The sequence below is a fragment of the Flagellimonas sp. genome, from assembly GCF_965233845.1.
Lineage (GTDB): Bacteria > Bacteroidota > Bacteroidia > Flavobacteriales > Flavobacteriaceae > Flagellimonas.
Map to the genome: position 1 here is coordinate 1,645,759 of NZ_OZ247584.1, position 17,387 is coordinate 1,663,145.

15 protein-coding genes and 1 tRNA gene are annotated in these 17,387 nt (G+C 42.2%); 11 read left to right on the forward strand and 5 right to left on the reverse strand.

Annotated features, from left to right (window positions below; genetic code table 11):
• The first annotated feature begins 66 nt into the window (after positions 1-66).
• From ccsA to bshB1, 4 genes are all read left to right on the forward strand, one after another.
• Entirely contained in the window at positions 67-3,243 is a 3,177-nt protein-coding gene (ccsA, locus tag ACO6S0_RS07150) for a cytochrome c biogenesis protein CcsA (protein ID WP_422351303.1), read from the forward strand.
• A 173-nt stretch (positions 3,244-3,416) separates the two neighbouring features.
• The gene (locus ACO6S0_RS07155; protein ID WP_422351304.1) at positions 3,417-4,826 is read left to right on the forward strand and encodes an MATE family efflux transporter; all 1,410 of its coding nucleotides are present in this window, start codon (positions 3,417-3,419) and stop codon (positions 4,824-4,826) included.
• 35 nt (positions 4,827-4,861) lie between these two features.
• Complete coding sequence (locus ACO6S0_RS07160) at positions 4,862-6,031, forward strand: trans-sulfuration enzyme family protein (RefSeq protein ID WP_422351305.1); 1,170 nt, start codon at positions 4,862-4,864, stop codon at positions 6,029-6,031.
• A 9-nt stretch (positions 6,032-6,040) separates the two neighbouring features.
• Positions 6,041-6,763 (forward strand): bacillithiol biosynthesis deacetylase BshB1, encoded by a 723-nt coding sequence (bshB1, locus tag ACO6S0_RS07165; protein WP_422351306.1) that lies wholly within the window; start codon positions 6,041-6,043, stop codon positions 6,761-6,763.
• On the opposite strand, the gene ACO6S0_RS07170 is transcribed toward bshB1, so the two are convergent.
• A complete protein-coding gene (locus tag ACO6S0_RS07170) occupies positions 6,760-8,844 on the reverse strand; it encodes a tetratricopeptide repeat-containing sensor histidine kinase (protein WP_422351307.1) in 2,085 nt (694 codons plus the stop codon). The two genes, bshB1 and ACO6S0_RS07170, sit on opposite strands and share 4 nt — an antisense overlap.
• Positions 8,845-9,027: 183 nt before the next feature.
• Between ACO6S0_RS07170 and ACO6S0_RS07175 the strand changes: the two genes are divergently transcribed.
• From ACO6S0_RS07175 to ACO6S0_RS07185, 3 genes are all read left to right on the forward strand, one after another.
• Positions 9,028-9,195: a hypothetical protein gene (locus ACO6S0_RS07175; protein ID WP_422351308.1), complete on the forward strand. Its 168-nt coding sequence runs from the start codon at positions 9,028-9,030 to the stop codon at positions 9,193-9,195.
• Positions 9,172-9,247, forward strand: a tRNA-His gene (locus ACO6S0_RS07180). Before ACO6S0_RS07175 ends, ACO6S0_RS07180 begins: the two co-directional genes overlap by 24 nt.
• 23 nt (positions 9,248-9,270) lie before the next feature.
• The gene (locus ACO6S0_RS07185; protein ID WP_422351309.1) at positions 9,271-9,489 is read left to right on the forward strand and encodes a hypothetical protein; all 219 of its coding nucleotides are present in this window, start codon (positions 9,271-9,273) and stop codon (positions 9,487-9,489) included.
• 27 nt (positions 9,490-9,516) lie between these two features.
• Here ACO6S0_RS07185 and ACO6S0_RS07190 read toward each other — a convergent pair whose 3' ends face one another.
• Both ACO6S0_RS07190 and ACO6S0_RS07195 read right to left on the reverse strand, forming a co-directional pair.
• The gene (locus ACO6S0_RS07190) at positions 9,517-11,073 is read right to left on the reverse strand and encodes a M28 family peptidase (protein ID WP_422351310.1); all 1,557 of its coding nucleotides are present in this window, start codon (positions 11,071-11,073) and stop codon (positions 9,517-9,519) included.
• 69 nt (positions 11,074-11,142) lie between these two features.
• Positions 11,143-11,985 carry an AraC family transcriptional regulator gene (locus ACO6S0_RS07195; protein ID WP_422351311.1) on the reverse strand — a complete coding sequence of 281 codons (843 nt, stop codon included), beginning with the start codon at positions 11,983-11,985 and terminating at the stop codon, positions 11,143-11,145.
• Between the two features lie 125 nt (positions 11,986-12,110).
• On the opposite strand from ACO6S0_RS07195, the gene ACO6S0_RS07200 reads away from it, so the two are divergent.
• The 4 genes from ACO6S0_RS07200 (at position 12,111) to ACO6S0_RS07215 (ending at position 16,295) form a co-directional block, all read left to right on the forward strand.
• Positions 12,111-13,019 carry a dihydrodipicolinate synthase family protein gene (locus tag ACO6S0_RS07200; protein WP_422351312.1) on the forward strand — a complete coding sequence of 303 codons (909 nt, stop codon included), beginning with the start codon at positions 12,111-12,113 and terminating at the stop codon, positions 13,017-13,019.
• On the forward strand, positions 13,019-14,029 hold the full coding sequence (locus tag ACO6S0_RS07205; RefSeq protein ID WP_422351313.1) for a 4-hydroxyproline epimerase: 1,011 nt from the start codon (positions 13,019-13,021) through the stop codon (positions 14,027-14,029). Before ACO6S0_RS07200 ends, ACO6S0_RS07205 begins: the two co-directional genes overlap by 1 nt.
• Before the next feature lies 1 nt (position 14,030).
• On the forward strand, positions 14,031-15,287 hold the full coding sequence (locus tag ACO6S0_RS07210; RefSeq protein ID WP_422351314.1) for an NAD(P)/FAD-dependent oxidoreductase: 1,257 nt from the start codon (positions 14,031-14,033) through the stop codon (positions 15,285-15,287).
• Positions 15,288-15,365: 78 nt separating this feature from the next.
• Positions 15,366-16,295 carry a hypothetical protein gene (locus ACO6S0_RS07215; protein WP_422351315.1) on the forward strand — a complete coding sequence of 310 codons (930 nt, stop codon included), beginning with the start codon at positions 15,366-15,368 and terminating at the stop codon, positions 16,293-16,295.
• Here ACO6S0_RS07215 and ACO6S0_RS07220 read toward each other — a convergent pair whose 3' ends face one another.
• A complete protein-coding gene (locus ACO6S0_RS07220; RefSeq protein WP_422351316.1) occupies positions 16,296-16,691 on the reverse strand; it encodes a VOC family protein in 396 nt (131 codons plus the stop codon).
• 4 nt (positions 16,692-16,695) lie between these two features.
• On the reverse strand, positions 16,696-17,340 hold the full coding sequence (locus ACO6S0_RS07225; protein WP_422351317.1) for an alpha/beta hydrolase: 645 nt from the start codon (positions 17,338-17,340) through the stop codon (positions 16,696-16,698).
• Positions 17,341-17,387: the final 47 nt, after the last annotated feature.

Below are 17,387 nucleotides of genomic sequence, written 5' to 3' on the forward strand. Positions count from 1 at the left end.
GGGAATCTTGGGATATTTTGATTGGAAAATAGCTTAATTTTGCAAGCTAAAATCACGTCCTGTTAGATGATTGACCTCCTTAAAAAGACCCTCTTTTCCACTAAACTTATGGCTGTACTTTTTCTATTGTTTGCAGCAGCTATGGGCATTGGCACTTTTGTGGAAAGCTGGTACAGTACCGAAACCGCACGAATTTACATCTACAACGCCACCTGGTTTGAAGCCATTATGGTGTTCTTTATGATCAATTTTATTGGGAATATTTTTCGTTACCAACTCCTCCGATGGAAAAAATGGCCTGTCTTGATTTTGCACCTTTCGTGGATTCTAATCATTCTTGGGGCGTTCGTAACAAGATACATTAGTTATGAAGGGGTAATGCCCATACGGGAGGGAGCTACGGAAAATCGTTTTTTTTCGGACAAGACTTATCTGACTGCCTATGTAGATGGGGATATCAATGGGGAAACAAAGCGCAGGATTTTGGAAGATGACCTTTTGGTTACAGCAGAAGGTATGCGGTCAAGATTGCCGTGGAAATCAGATTTCAATGGGCAGCCATTTACCATTTCATATGTCGATTTCATTGATGGGGCCAAAGAAGGGCTGATTCCGGATGAGAATGGAAATCAATATTTGAAGCTTGTTGAGTCGGGAGATGGACAAAGGCATGAACACTATTTGGAAAGCGGTAAAGTGGCTAGTATACATAATGTGCTATTTGCTTTGAACAATCCAACAGATGGAGCTATTAACATTCATTCTGATGGGGAATCCTATCAGATAAAAGCTCCTTTTGAAGGTCGATTTATGCGCATGGCGGACCAATTCCAAGGCGAAGTAGCAAAGGATAGTTTGCAGCAATTGCAACTGCGGTCACTTTATACCATGGCAGGCATGCAATTTGTAATACCGGAACCTTTGGTCAGGGGAAGTTATGGTATTGTGGAGATGCCCAGGGAAGAGGTCACCAAGGAATCTTTGGATGCTTTGGTGGTTGCTATTACGGCCAATGGGGAAACGGTTGAAAAAACCCTATTGGGAGGCAAGGGGAGTTCCAATTTTTCAGATAAGATAAAAGTAGGGGGATTGGATTTTAGCCTTAGTTATGGATCCAAGGTCTATGAACTTCCATTTTCCATTAGGCTAAACGACTTTATTGCGGAAAAATATCCAGGAACCGAAACAGGATATGCCTCTTTTATGAGCAAGATTACCGTAAATGATCAGCGTTCCTTTGACTATGACGTGTATATGAATCACGTTCTGGATCATAAAGGATATCGTTTTTTCCAAGCCAGTTTCCATCCCGATGAGAAGGGAACCGTACTCTCGGTAAATCATGATTTTTGGGGTACTTGGATAACCTATATCGGGTACTTTCTTCTCTACGCAGGTCTAATGGGTATCATGTTCTTTGGTAAAACCCGATTTAGGGATTTAACGGCTTCTTTAAAAAAGGTATCGGAGAAAAAGAAATCACTAACTACCCTTGTTGCCATTCTTTGCACCCTCACTGCATTTTCCCAACAACATACCGCAAATGACGGCCATGATCATAGGACGATGCCTACACAAGCTCAGATCGATTCCATATTACAAAGTACTGTTGTTTCAGAGGAGCATGCAGAGGCTTTTGGAAAGTTGGTCATACAGGATGAGGGAGGACGGATGAAGCCTATCAATACGTTTTCTTCTGAGCTGCTAAGGAAATTGAGCCTAAAAGACAAGTTTGGAAATATGAATTCCGATCAGGTCTTTTTATCAATGATGCTCAATCCCCCTGCTTGGTACAATGCCGAGTTCATTGCAGTCGATAAAAAAGGAAAGAACGATAGTATCCGAAATGTACTGGGTATTCCCAAGGCTCAAAAATTTATCAAGGCAACCGACTTTTTTGATGACAGGGGTGTATACAAGTTAGGGCCGTTTTTGGATGAGGCAACCACGGCACTTAGTCCAAATAAATTTCAGCAGGATTTAAAAGACGCCAACATTCGCCTGAGTCTTTTGGATCAGGCGTTGAGTGGAAAAATCGTTAAGATATTTCCATTGTTGAATGATGAAAACAACAAATGGATCTCCGCGGTAGAGTATAGGGGAGGACAATATCATGTTTCGGATTCCTTGTATGCCAATTTCATTAAAAATTCAATGCCTTACTATTTGGGAACACTTAGAACGGCGATTGCCACGGGGGATTATTCCCAACCCGACAAACTATTGGAAGCCTTTAAACAAAATCAAAGAAATCATGGCTTAGAAGTGCTTCCGAGTGAAAAAAGGATAGAGACCGAAGTTGTCTACAACAAATTGGACATTTTTAATCGATTGTACAAGTATTATGGTATGATTGGACTGTTGCTGTTTGTTATTCTCATATGTCAAATTTTTAAGGATAGGGAGATTTGGAAGGCAACTGCTTATGCACTCAAGGGAGTCATAGTCATTTTATTTATTTGGCATACGGTGGGCTTGATTCTTAGGTGGTATATCTCGGGACATGCCCCATGGAGCGATGCCTATGAAAGCATGCTTTTTGTTGCCTGGGCTACCATGGGGATGGGAATGCTCTTCGTACGAAAAAGCATTTTAACCTTGTCCGCAGCAGCTTTTGTATGTGCAATGTTATTGTTTTTTGCGCATAGAAATTGGATAGACCCTACCATTGGTAATTTAGTTCCTGTTTTGGATAGTTATTGGTTAATGATTCATACCTCGGTAATTGTGGGTAGCTATGGTCCATTGACAGTAGGTATGATTTTAGGTGTTGTCTGTATGATATTGATTATTCTTACCACTAAAAAGAATAAACAGCGGATGGAGCTGAATTTGAAAGAACTGACGCTGATTAATGAAATTGTATTGACCGTAGGACTTGTAATGTTGACCATTGGAAACTTTTTGGGTGGTCAATGGGCCAACGAAAGTTGGGGACGCTATTGGGGCTGGGATCCCAAGGAGACCTGGGCCTTGGTTTCCATAATGGTCTATGCTTTTGTCCTCCATATGCGTTTGGTTCCTGGTTTAAGAGGCCGATGGACCTTTAATTTTGCAAGTATTGTTGCCTTTGCCAGTATTATGATGACCTATTTTGGAGTGAATTTTTATTTGGTGGGATTACATAGCTATGCCAGCGGAGAACAGGTTATTACCCCAAGTTTTATATGGTATACTGCACTTGGTGTGTTGATTTTGGGAGCTGTTAGCTTGTGGAGGTATAAAGTAAATTATGCCAAATAATTGGGGCATCCCTTTGTGCTTTCAAAAAAAATTGCATCTTTGCACCATCATGAAGTTATAAGAATTATGTACGCTATAGATGTCACAGAGGCCGCTAGGCCAAAAATGTAACCGAAAGTTTTCTTTCGGCTTAGTGACGTTTACCCTCTTTTTTTACTCATAATTCTTTTACAATGACTTATTCAAATAAATTATCACTTAAAAAATTTTTCAATTATTTCTGGATTGCAGTATCCGGAAAAGAAACTGAGTTTACTTCTGGAAGTATTCGCAAGGCCATCTTCATGCTTTCCATCCCTATGATTTTGGAAATGCTGATGGAGTCCATTTTTGCCATTGTGGATATCGCCTATGTGTCGCAGGTCAGCGTTAATGCAGTGGCTACCATTGGTTTAACGGAATCCGTAATTACCCTGATTTATGCCCTGGCCATTGGATTGAGCATGGCCGCAACAGCCGTGGTCGCCCGCAGGATTGGGGAAAAGGACGTTCAAGGCGCAAGGATTGCTGCTGTTCAGGCTATTGGTTTGGGTGTGCTGGTTTCCATTGTTTTGGGAATTGTGGGCATTTTATGGGCAGAGGAAATCCTACAGTTGATGGGAGGAGAGCCCGACCTTATTGCGGAAGGCAGCGGATACACCAGATTCTTGATAGGAGGGAACATCACCATCATGTTGTTGTTCTTGATCAATGCCATTTTTAGGGGAGCTGGGGATGCTTCCATTGCCATGTGGACACTGGTGTTGTCCAACGGACTCAACATTATCTTGGACCCCATTTTCATTTTTGGGATGGGACCAATTCCTGAATATGGAGTTATGGGAGCTGCGATTGCAACCAATATTGGAAGAGGTTCTGCCGTTTTGTTTCAACTGGGAATTCTGTTCTTCGGATGGGGCAAGATCAAATTGGCCATGAAAGATTTGGTGGTCAATATCCAAGTTATGATTAATCTGATCAAAGTATCACTGGGTGGGATTGCCCAATTCTTGATAGGGACATCCAGTTGGGTATTTCTCATGCGGATCATGTCCGAATTTGGAAGTGAAGTCTTGGCCGGATATACCATTGCCATCAGGGTCATCATGTTTACGTTGATGCCAGCTTGGGGTATGAGTAACGCAGCAGCCACTTTGGTTGGCCAGAATCTGGGAGCGCAACAACCAGATAGAGCGGAAGTTTCCGTTTGGAAAACAGGAAAGTACAATGCCTATTTCATGGGCTTGGTGTCCCTGGTGTACTTAATTTTTGCCAAGAACATTATTTCCCTGTTCAACGATACACCAAGTGTGGTGGAAAGCGGTGCCCTATGCCTACAGGTCATTGCCATTGGGTATGTGTTCTATGCCTATGGAATGGTGGTTACCCAAGCTTTTAATGGAGCAGGGGATACCAAGACACCTACAAAGATCAATTTCTTTTCCTTTTGGATGTTCCAATTGCCCATTGCCTACGTTACTGCCTTGGTATTGGACTGGGGCGCAGCTGGCGTTTTTGTGGCTATAACCGCGGCGGAAGTATTGCTGGCCGTAATGGCGGTAATCTGGTTCAAAAAAGGAAATTGGAAGAAGGTTCAAGTATGACCTGTTTCGTATCTTTAGCATAAACATTTGCAGATATGAATCCAGAAAAAAAGGGAATCAATACGATATGTACCCATGAGGGTGGCGTTGAGGATGTTTTGTTCAAAGGCGCCACCTCTCCAATTTACACAAGCACATCCTACGCCTTTGAGGATGTGGATGTAAAACGCTATCCGAGATATTTCAATACGCCAAATCAAGAAGCACTGGGCAAAAAACTGGCGGCCTTGGAACATGCGGAGCAAGCCATGATCTTTGGAAGCGGTATGGCAGCAATTAGCACTGCTTTATTGACATTTTTGCAAGCAGGGGATCATGTTGTTTTTCAGCAGACCTTGTATGGAGGAACCTATAATCTTGCCGTGACCCAGTTGGAAAGGTTCGGTATTTCCTACTCCTTTACAACAGGATGGCAAGTGGAAGACTTTGAACGGGAGCTTAGAGATAATACCAAGCTTATTTATATTGAGACCCCATCAAACCCTTTGTTGACCATCACGGATTTAGCTGGAGTGGCCAAGTTTGCCAAGTCCAAAGGTATCATGACCATGATTGACAATACCTTCGCAAGTCCCATCAACCAAAACCCTATTGATTTTGGTATTGATGTGGTGTGCCACAGTGCCACCAAATACATGGGTGGGCACTCAGATATCTGTGCGGGGGTTGTGGCCTCCTCCAAAGAAAAAATGGAAAAGGTATACCAAACCGCTATTTGTTTTGGAGGTAGTCTTAGCGACTATACCGTCTGGCTATTGGAGCGCAGTTTAAAGACCATGGGCCTAAGGGTAAAAGAGCAAAATGCCAATGCCGCTAAAATGGCCGCTTACCTTGTGGAAAATCCAGATATTGCACATGTGCATTATCCAGGGTTGGAGGATCATCCTGATCATTTGTTGGCAAAATCCCAGATGAAAGGTTTTGGGGGAATGCTCTCCTTTGAGTTAAGCGATGAGGTGGATGTTTCCCAATTCTTTAAGCAATTAAAACTGATCAAACCCTCCATGAGTCTGGCTGGATTGGAAAGTACGGTCTCGTCTCCAGTGACCACCTCCCACGCGCTCATGAGCCCGGAAGACCGACAAAAACAGGGAATTAAAGATTCTTTGGTTCGTTTTTCGTTAGGAATTGAGAATATTGAAGACCTAACTAGGGATATCGAACAAGCGATAAAGGAGGTAAAATCCATGCAGGTGCATGTATAGCAAACATTCATGAAATTAGATATTTTAGTTTTTGGCGCCCATCCTGATGATGCAGAGCTGGGGGCAGGAGGAACCATTGCCAAGGAAGTGGCAAGAGGTAAAAAAGTTGGAATCATTGACCTTACCCGAGGAGAACTTGGCACTAGGGGAACTGCTGAGATTAGGGATGAAGAGGCAGCCAAAGCTGCAGAGATTCTAGGAGTGGCCGTTAGGGAAAACATGCAATTTGCAGATGGTTTTTTTGTAAATGACAAGAATCATCAAATGGAAGTCATTAAAATGGTTCGCAAATATCGTCCAGATGTGGTGCTTTGCAATGCCGTTGATGACAGACATATTGATCATGCCAAGGGCAGCCAACTGGTAAGTGATGCCTGCTTTTTGAGCGGTTTGGTGAAAATAGACACCAAGATGGAAGGGGATGAGCAATGGCAGCAACCCTGGAGGCCAAGAGTGGTTTATCATTTTATCCAATGGAAAAACCTGGAACCTGATTTTGTAGTGGATGTATCGGGCTTTATTGAAAAAAAGAATGAAGCTATCTTAGCCTATAGCTCCCAATTTTTTGACCCCAAGAGCGACGAACCTGAAACACCAATCAGCAGTAAAAACTTCATTGATAGTGTAACTTACAGGGCAAGGGATATGGGACGCTTGGTGGGTGTTGAGTACGCCGAAGGATTTAATGTGGAACGCTTTGTTGCCGTGGACAATTTGGATGCGCTGCTCTAACTGGCTTTTTGATATTTATCCTGCGCTTTGGGAACTGTGAAGAAAAAAGTGGATCCTTTTCGCAGCACACTTTCCACCCATATTTCCCCCTTATTCTTTAAAATCATTTCCCTACAAAGCGATAGTCCTAGACCCGTTCCTTTTTCATTATTGGTACCGTAGGTGGTGATGTTGGTGGCATCCGTAAATATTTTTTTCTGGATTTCCTTGTTCATCCCGATACCGGTATCCCGGATCATAATCTGCCAATCATTTCTTTTTTCTTCGGCTTCAATGGTAATAAGCCCATTTTCAGGAGTAAATTTGATGGCATTGCTCAGCAAGTTTCGAATAACGATATCAATATGGTTTTGATCGGCCCAACCTACAGGATTTTCAGGTAATTGGTTAATGATTTTTATAGATTTACCCGAGGCAACTTCCGAGAGCAGCTGAATGTTGCTATTCACCAGTTTGTCCAAGGAAATCCTTTTGGGTTTGGTAGCCACTCCATTCAACTGGGTCTGTCCCCAAGACAGTAAATTGTTTAGGGTAAAGGAGATATTTTCAACATCGGATTTGAACTTGGGAATGAACGACATGAATTCATTCTTTCCTATTTCACCATCTGTAAATAGTTTCAACATTCCTTGAAGGGCTCCAATGGGTCCTCTTAAATCATGCCCAATAATGGAGAACAGTTTGGTCTTGGTCTTGTTGATTTCGTGAAGTTCAGCCTCCCGCTGGCTTACTACCTCCGATTTTTGTTGAAGTTCAACGTTTAACTTTTTCTGAATATGGGCGTTGCGCCTTACCATAAAGGTAACCACACTTAGAACCACGAGAATCATTATGGCAAAGTAGATATAACTCCTTTGCTTGGCCAAGGCCAATTTGTTCGATTTGATCAATTGTTCCTTTTCCTGTTCATACTGTAATTTGGTCTTTAACATGGAAAGGCTTTGTCTATTCTTGTCCCTAAATAGGGAATCGGAAAGTTGTTTAAAAGTCTCCAAATGTAGCAAAGCCGTCAGGGTGTTTTCTTTGTCCTTGTATAATTTGTACAGGGTTTCTGAGCAATCAATCTGACCTTGCAACGATTGTATTTTTTTGGAAAGAAATAGTCCTTCCTTGGCATAGATCATGGATAAACTGTCTTTCCCCAAACCATAATACACCTTTGCCATCCCATTTAACAACTGGATTTTTTCCCGGTCATCGTCCAACTCTTTGTGGAGTAAGCTACTTTGATCGTACCAGTACAGGGCCCATTGGTACTTTTTCTGCTCCAGATAAATACTTCCCTTAACCTGGTAGGCGTAAGCCAACCATTCGTAAACCCCATGTTCTTCAAAGCTGGCAATACTCTTGTTGATGTTAAACATGGCATGATCAAAGTTCTTAGCATCCTTGAAAAGTGAAGCCATATTGCTTTGGGTCTGCGCATGGAAAATTTCATCATCCAATTTTCGGTTTATGGCTTGCACCGTATCATAGTAGACAAGGGCGTTGGCAAAATCCTTTTGATCGGCATAAAGACTGGCAATATTTTCATTTAAAATGGACAACATCCTGTCACTTCCAACTTGTTTGGCCACATCAATCCCTTTCAAATAAAGATTAAGGGCCTCTGCTACGTTTCCTTCGTAATAGTATTCATTGGAAAGGGCATTGATGATGCTTAGCTCACACTCCTTGTCCCCTGTATTTTTTGATAATTGCCATGCTTTTTGAAGGATGGGCATGGACTTTTTTCGATTCCCCTGATCAGAGTAAAAACTCCCTAAATTCTCAAGTGCCCTAATTTCTCCATGGGTATACCCAATTGCCTTGCTATAATCCATGGCCCGGTTGTTAATAGAATAGAGGCTATCGTTATTGAAGAATCTATAGGAGTCTGCCAGATTAATAAGCAGTTTAATATGGGTGGTATCCTTTGGGTTAAACCTGTTTGTGATTTCCAAACGCTTTAATCGAAAAACTAGGCTATCCCGCTCACCACTTTGGGCGTAGGATGAAAATGCAATAATGGACATAAAGAGCCAAACGACTACTTTACCGGGTTTAAAAAGTTCCTGATAGCAATGCTTTTTTTGGGACATGGGGCCTTAAACTAAATGAGATTAAAAATACCCGCGCGAGGCCGCTTTCGAAACTAAATGTTGTGAACACGCAAAAATTGTGTGTTTTGTCTGACAAAATGCGCATTTCATCGATATTTTGATAGAATTAACTAGGCTGGGCAAGAGATTTTATCGGAGATGTAGTTGAGCTGAAATTGGCTTGTGGAGTTTTTACTTGGAACAAAAAGCTGGAAAAGAATACTGTTGAACAGCGCATTAAAAACTTTTTTGATTTTATTGGTTGTGAAAGATGAATTTCTTTTGATAGAAAAAATAAAAAGAAGTATTTTTGCCTCCGCTTTAAATGGTGGTTGTAGCTCAGCTGGTTAGAGCGCTGGATTGTGGTTCCAGAGGTCGCCGGTTCGAACCCGGTCTTCCACCCGAATGTCAAAGCCCTCCGCTAGGATGGGCTTTTTTTGTGCGGTACGATCAAGGAGGAACGGGCGAGAAGCCTGTCCTGAGCAATGCCGAAGGGAACCCGGTCTTCCACCCGAATGGCAAAGCCCTCCTCTAGGATGGGCTTTTTTTGTGCGGTCCGATCAAGGAGGAACGGATGAGAAGCCTGTCCTGAGCAATGCCGAAGGGAACCCGGTCTTCCACCCGAATGGCAAAGCCCTCCGTTAGGATGGGCTTTTTTGTGCGGTTGAGTTCTTACTTTGCCGACTTGTCCACAACTACCCTTTTTTCTCTATTCGCTACTTCCCAAGCGGTATAAAAAACAAGCCTGGTCCTATTCTCCAGAAGGTCATAGTTTATTTTGTCTGGAGTATCCCCGGGTCGGTGGTAATCTGCATGGGTGCCATTAAAATAGAAAATGATGGGGATATTATTCTTGGCAAAATTGTAGTGATCGCTGCGGTAATAAAACCGATTGGGATCATTCTCGTCATTGTATTTGTAATCAAACTCTATTTGAGTGTATTTGGCATTGATTTCTTCGGATAAATTGTGTAGTTCGGTACTTAACTTGTCCGAACCAATCAGATAGAGATAGTTTCTGTTCCCACCTCTTTTGGGATCTATCCGTCCTATCATATCAATGTTTAAATTGGCAACGGTTTGCTCCAAGGGAAAAATTGGGTCTACATCGGTATAATACTTGGAGCCCAACAGCCCTTTTTCTTCACCTGTTACATGAAGAAATACAATGGAACGTTTGGGACCTTCCCCTGCATCGGACGCTTTTTTGAATGCTTCTGCAATCTCCAACAAGGCCACACTGCCCGAACCATCATCATCGGCACCGTTATTGATTTGCCCATCCGCAGTAACACCAATATGATCTAAATGGGAGGAGATGATCAGATATTCATTGGGTTTTTCGGTTCCTTTAATAATAGCTGCCACGTTTTCAGAATCTACTTGTCCATTAGAGCTTTCTATGTTCAATTCAACAGTTGCAGTAAAGGCAGCAGGATTATGATCCGTTTCAATATCTGGCTTTAGTGCTTTTACCGACCCCTTGTTCAGAAGTATTAAGGCTTTGGCATCGGATTGATCCTTCAAGGTCATTTGACCACTCTTGTTATTTTTCATGAAGTCAAAATACCCTTTGAACCTGGGATAATTTGTGGTGTCATAATAAAGTACGGCTTTGGCTCCTTTTTCCATGGCCAGACCTGATTTTTTCCCCACACCTTCACTCATGTTGCTCCAAATGGATTTTTCCTTGGTTCCTGAAAGGGTATAAGTACCATCCTCATTTACAGGTTCCCCTGCTTTGATCAAGACCAGTTTTCCCGAAACATCCATATCTGAATAATCAGAATAGGAACCTTCCTCAATGCCATAACCAACGTACACCAGTTCTTCGTAACTTCCTTTCGCTTGCGAAAAACTAAGGATATCATCACCCAACTCAAAGGTGGAACCATTAAAGGAGGCCGTACCTTCAGGCACATGGGCAATTTCTAAAGGTACTTTTTGCAAATAATCACCATTGGCTTTGGCGGCAGGGATTCCCAAAGATTCATAATACGACTTAAGATATTCCACCGCTTTCTTTTGCCCGGGTTGTCCAGTTTCCCGACCCTCAAACTCATCCGAAGCATAGACATAAAGATGTTCCTTCAAATCTTCTTCCGTGATGGTCTGGGCATAGGTAACCGGATCTACTGTACTTGTGGATACGGCATTGGTGTCGACCGTTTTTTGTGAGGAATTGCAGGAAATTTGAAGACCGAGCAGTAAAAGAAGTATGAATCTCATTTTTAGGAATTTGTTCAATAATCTGCCAAAAGTAACAAACAATTTGTATCAAATCGTTAGTTTGCGCAATTAGCTTACTTCCTTCCTATATTTTGTGGGGTTGATTCCTTTAATATCCTTAAAAGTTTTGTTGAAATTGGATATGGAATTAAAGCCAGAGGCATGGGCAGCTTCCACCACGGACAGGTCTTTGTTTTGGTTTAATAATTGACAAACATGCTCAATGCGGATTTCACTCAAAAATTTGAAGAAGTTCTTATTGGTTCGCTGTTTAAAAAATCTACAAAAAGCATTTGGCGTCATGTGCGCCAGTCTTGCCACTGTTTCCAAATCCACTTTTTGATTAAAATTCCGCATCACAAAGTCAAAAACCACCCGTAATCTTTCTCCATGATTGTGTGAAATGTCTTTGGAGTGGACGAAGTTTGACAGCCGTTGCCCTTGGGAACTGCTTATCGTTTTTAGGAGTTCCAACAAGGTCAGGAATCGCGCAAAGTGGGCCTTGGTATGGATGCCCCTAATAGCTAGTGCTACTTTATCCTGTTGACTTTGTAATTTATATCCGGTTTCAGCATAGCTGAAAAAAGCTTGTAGTTCCTCCATTTCCCTTAGCTCGAAGAAAGAATCTCCAAAGGAATCCAGCGCAAAGAATATGGAAATCATCTGTACACGTTGGGTACTTTGATCACTTTTAAACAAATGGGGGATATGGCTACCGACAACAAAACAATCTCCGGAAGTAAAAGAGTGCACACTGTCACCCACAATTAACTTTCCGTTGCCTTGGACAATAAGGCTTATTTGTATTTCCTCGTGCTGATGAAGCTTGTCGTAGAACGCAGGGCCTTGATCCTTTTGAACAATGATGTTCTCGCCGGGCTTTTTGGGAATCTTAAAGGAATAAACCTTCATTCATTCAAAAATTACCTTAAAAAGAGTAAATATAATTAAATGAAGATAATATATCGTAATATTTGGCTAATTTTCAGGAATGGTATGCAAGGAACTCCCTTTACATTTGCGAAAACTAATCGAAAATGACAAACATAAGCTGGAAAGGGGTAATGCCTGCCGTTACCACCAAATTTACTCAAGATGACAAACTGGACCTTGAAATGTTCTCCGTGAACATTAATGCCCAATTGGAGGCCGGGGTCCATGGAATTATTTTAGGAGGAACACTGGGTGAGGCCAGTACCTTGGAAGATGAGGAAAAGAAGGTATTGGTGCAACACACTGTTGAATTGGTGGACGGCAAGGTTCCGGTTATTATGAACGTTGCGGAGCAATCTACGAGACAAGCCGTCAATGCTGCAGCTCTAGCCGAAGAGCAGGGGGCTTCGGGACTTATGATGTTGCCTCCCATGAGGTACAAATCTACCGATCACGAAACCGTGGAGTACTTTAAGGCCGTTGCTGAAAGTACTTCACTGCCCATAATGATCTACAACAATCCCGTGGATTACAAGATTGAGGTAACTTTGGACATGTTCGATGAACTTTTAAAGTACGATAATATCCAGGCTGTTAAAGAATCAACGAGAGATATTACCAATATTATCCGAATCCGAAACCGATTTGGAAAGAGATTGGGCATTTTATGCGGAGTGGATACCTTGGCCATGGAAAGCATGGTGATGGGAGCAGACGGTTGGGTGGCTGGTTTGGTCTGTGCCTTCCCAAAGGAAACGGTCGCTATTTATGAGTTGGTCAAAGCTGGGAGAATAGAGGAAGCTGCAAAGATTTATAGCTGGTTTATGCCCTTGTTGGAGTTGGATATCAGCCCGCAATTGGTACAGAACATTAAGCTGGCGGAAGTGGCCACTGGCATTGGGACCGAACAGGTTAGATTACCAAGGTTACCTTTGCATGGCGAAGAACGCCAGAGAGTTCTTGCCATTATAGAAGAAGGAGTAAAAACAAGACCCGAAATTCCAAATTTTTAATGCCGATACATACGTTTAAGTGCATTGATGCCCATACCTGCGGAAACCCTGTACGCCTTGTGGTAGAGGGAGGCCCCGAACTTCAGGGAAAGTCCATGGAGGAAAAGCGCCAACATTTCCTAAAAAATTACGATTGGATCAGAACAGGACTTATGTTCGAACCCAGAGGGCACGATATGATGAGTGGTAGCATTCTATATCCACCGCATGACCCCAAAAATGATGCGGCCATTCTCTTTATTGAGACCAGTGGTTGTTTGCCCATGTGTGGTCACGGAACCATTGGTTCTATGACCATTGCCTTGGAAGAAGGACTTATCCAACCCAAAGTTAAGGGAAAGGTGAACTTGGAAACGCCCGCGGGATTGGTTGAAATATCCTATTCACAACCTCAGGAGAAAGTGGAATGGGTAAGGATAACCAATGTGAAGAGTTATTTAGCTGTACAAAACTATACGGTTGAATCTTCCTTTCTCGGAGTATTGAAATTTGATGTTGCCTTTGGCGGGAATTTTTATGCGATTGTGGATCCGCAATCCAATTTTTCCGGGGTGCAGGATTTCTCTGCTGGGGAATTGATACAGTTTTCACAAGAACTTCGAAAACAAATCAACAAGAAACACCCCGATGCTTTTATCCATCCAGAGAACCCTGCCATCAATGGGGTTACCCATATATTGTGGACCGGGAACCCATTGAACGCAACTTCTTCCAGTAGAAATGCGGTGTTCTACGGGGATAAGGCTATTGATCGATCGCCCTGTGGTACAGGAACTTCTGCCCGTATGGCTCAATTGTTTACACAAGGAAAGTTAAAATTAGGGGAGGAATTCGTCCATGAAAGCTACATAGGTTCTACATTTGTAGGGAAAGTGGAGCGGGAAACTACCTTGGACAACAAAGTGGCCATAATCCCCAGTATTCAGGGATGGGCCAAGGTCTATGGCAGGAATACCATCACCATTGACACGGATGATGATCCCTATGCCCACGGATTTCAAGTAATTTGAAATGGGAAAAAATAAGAGTGTAATTGTAGTAGGTGGAGGTATCATTGGTCTTTCCACAGCCTATTTTTTACAGAAGGAAGGACATCAGGTAACGGTTTTGGATAAATCCAACATGGATTCCGGGGCGTCTTATGTCAACGCTGGTTATATCACCCCCAGCCATATTGTTCCCTTGGCTTCCCCGGGAATGATCTCCAAAGGAATCAAATACATGTTCAATTCCTCCAGTCCATTTTATATGAAACCCCGTTTAGATCCGGACTTTATTAAATGGGCCTGGTACTTCAAAAAATCTTCTACCACGGAGAAGGTCCAGAAGGCGATGCCCGTAATCATGGATATCAATCTTTTGAGCCGATCGCTATATGAGGAGATATGGAATTCTGGGGATTTGGGCGAGTTTCAATTAGAGCGCAAAGGGTTATTGATGATGTACCAGACCAAAAAGGAAAGGGATCATGAGCTTGAAGTTACCGAGCGTGCCAAGGAACTTGGTTTAACGGTTCACCATTTGGATTTGGACGGGTTACGAATACTGGAACCCCATGTAGAGCTGAATGCTAGGGGAGCTTTTCATTATGAATCGGATTGGCATACCACACCGCATCAGATTATGGAGCGCATGCTGGCCCACCTCCAAAAAAATGGCGTTGATATCAAGAAAAACGAGGAGGTTCAAGATGTGACCATAAGCTCAGACAAGGTTACAGGGGTTAAAACCAATCAGGCCAACTATCAGGCTGATGAGATTGTGTTTGCAGCTGGGTCATGGACTTACAAATTGTCAAAAAAATTAGGTATCAAATTACCCTTACAAGCAGGAAAGGGCTACAGAATCAATGTGGAAACCCCGACCAGCATTTCCATGCCGGCCATTTTGATGGAAGCTAAAATGGCTGTAACGCCGATGGATGGTTTTACCCGTTTTGCTGGAACCATGGAATTTTCCGGAATCAACAATAAGATTAGAAAAGAACGAGTGGAAGCCATTGCTAAGGGAGCAAGCCTATACTACAAAGGACTTCAAATACCGGAAGCGGACAAACAAAATGCCCAATGCGGCCTAAGACCGGTAACCCCTGACGGCTTACCTTATATTGGCACATCGAGTAAGCACAAAAACCTTCATTTGGCCACCGGTCATGCCATGATGGGGTGGAGCCTTGGACCGGCTACTGGAAAATTGATCACTGAATTGATTTCGGGGTCAAAACCTTCCATGGACATCAATCCATTTCAGCCTGAACGAAAGTTTTGATTTCCAGCTTTTAAGGATAATCGACAACTGGCATTCTTTTTGTTTCATAATTGTATCATTTCGAAGTAATTTTACAATATGATTAAAAAATACCTCATTGTTTTTATTCTTTTGACCGCACATTTTGGAATGTTTTCCCAAGACCTTCAAATGCTCAAGGTTCAGGACTTTGATTTAAGGGGGAAGGTTAAATCTTGTTTGGTAATTACAGATTATGGAGAGGAACTCTTTGAATTTAATGAAGATGGGTTCTTAATCCGAACGATTACCCAGTACAATGAAACGGATCAAGATATTACCCTGTACAAATATGAGGAAGGTCATTTAGTTGAAAAACGAATGGAGAGCTACAAAGACAATATATTGGATGCAGCTACCTCTATGGTCAATTTTTATACCAGGGATAGTTTGCAACCGGGAAAATTATTCGAGAGCATTGTTTCCTATGACAAGGAATTCTTGGAGCAGCAGGAGTATCTATTTGATGAGGAGGAACGACTTGTGAAGATCATTACTTCAAATGCCGAGGGCGTGGATGAATGCACTGTAGAATACATCCCTTATAAGAATGAACTTACTACGAGTTATTTTGGCAATGGGGTCTTGGAAAAATCAGTGAGAACATCAGAAAAGAAGTTAGGTAGTGGCACTCAAAAGATTGTACTGACCAAGGAGTTTATAGACGGAGAACCCAATAAGGCTACAGAAGAAGTTTTCAATGCTAACGGAAAGTTGGATTCCGAGGAGTTTTTTCAATTCAATGCTGTCCAAAAGAAATTTGAATCTGAAAGGAAACTTATCTACACATACGATGCGGAAGGTGTTTTGGAAAAGATAACTACACGTACCTCCAATTCAGAATCCGTAAAGGAATACATCCATCAATTTGACAGCAATCCGGATAAAAATTGGATCAAGCAGATTATTACCCCGGACAATACTTATTCTACTAGGAGGATAACCTATTTTTCCGCAGCGGAGGTTGGGGAAGAAGGGGAACCCAATTGATTATTTCAGTTCTAACAAATCCCACAGATTACCGTATAAGTCCTCAAAAACCACTACGGTTCCATAAGGCTCTTCCCGTGGTTCTTCTTTAAAAACCACTTCCTTGGATTGCATTTGTCTATAGGTGGCCCAAAAATCCGTGGTGTGGAGAAACATAAACACCCTACCACCGGTTTGGTTGCCAATGGCAGCTTCTTGTTCAGGTCCTACTGCTTTACCAAGCACCAATTGGCATTGTGAATTTTTGGGAGAGACCAAAACCCATCTTTTACCATCGCCCAAATCAATATCCTTGATCAAATCAAAATTCAGCTTGTCCGTGTAGTACAAAATGGCCTCGTCGTAATCCCGTACCACAAGGGTAACATGCGTCAAATGCTGTTTGGGGCTTGTCATAATTCTAAATCAATTGGTTCAGTAATTCCGGTTTTACCTCATGTCCTCCTTCAAAATGAATCACCTCTGCTTTTCCCAAAAAAAGCGTATTCATTTTTTCCTCTTCCTGCTTCCTACGTTCTGGAGTTAAATAATGGTCGTTACTGCCATATAACAGGGTGACTTTTGTGGACTTCCAATCCAAAAAATCAAAATCTGCAGGAACCAATTCTTTTGGAATACCGCCCGCATACATCACCAACGAATGGCATTGTATTTTTCTACGAACCATCCAACGCGTAACGATGGACACTCCTTGTGAAAAACCAAAAAGCACCAAGTTGAGGTGGGAGGGAACATGCTCTGCTTCAAAAACCGCATCAATATAGTTCAGCACATTTTCCGTTTCCAGTTGGGTATTCTCCTTGGTGAGCCAACTTGCACCTACATATTTGAACTCATCTTTGAGGTAGTATTTGGAAGGCGCTTGCGGGGCAATGATATAATTTTCCTCTGGATCCAACTTGGAAAAATATCGAATAAAAAATCGGCTTAAATAGCCCATACCGTGAAAGACCATCCAAACGTTTTTGGTCTTTTTGCCCATGGTGTTCAACGTCTCGTAACTATTTTGGGTTTGGTAAACCACCCTTTTTTCTGTCGGTTTCATAAACTGTCCAACTTAATATTTTAAAGCGATACCTTTGCGTAATTTTA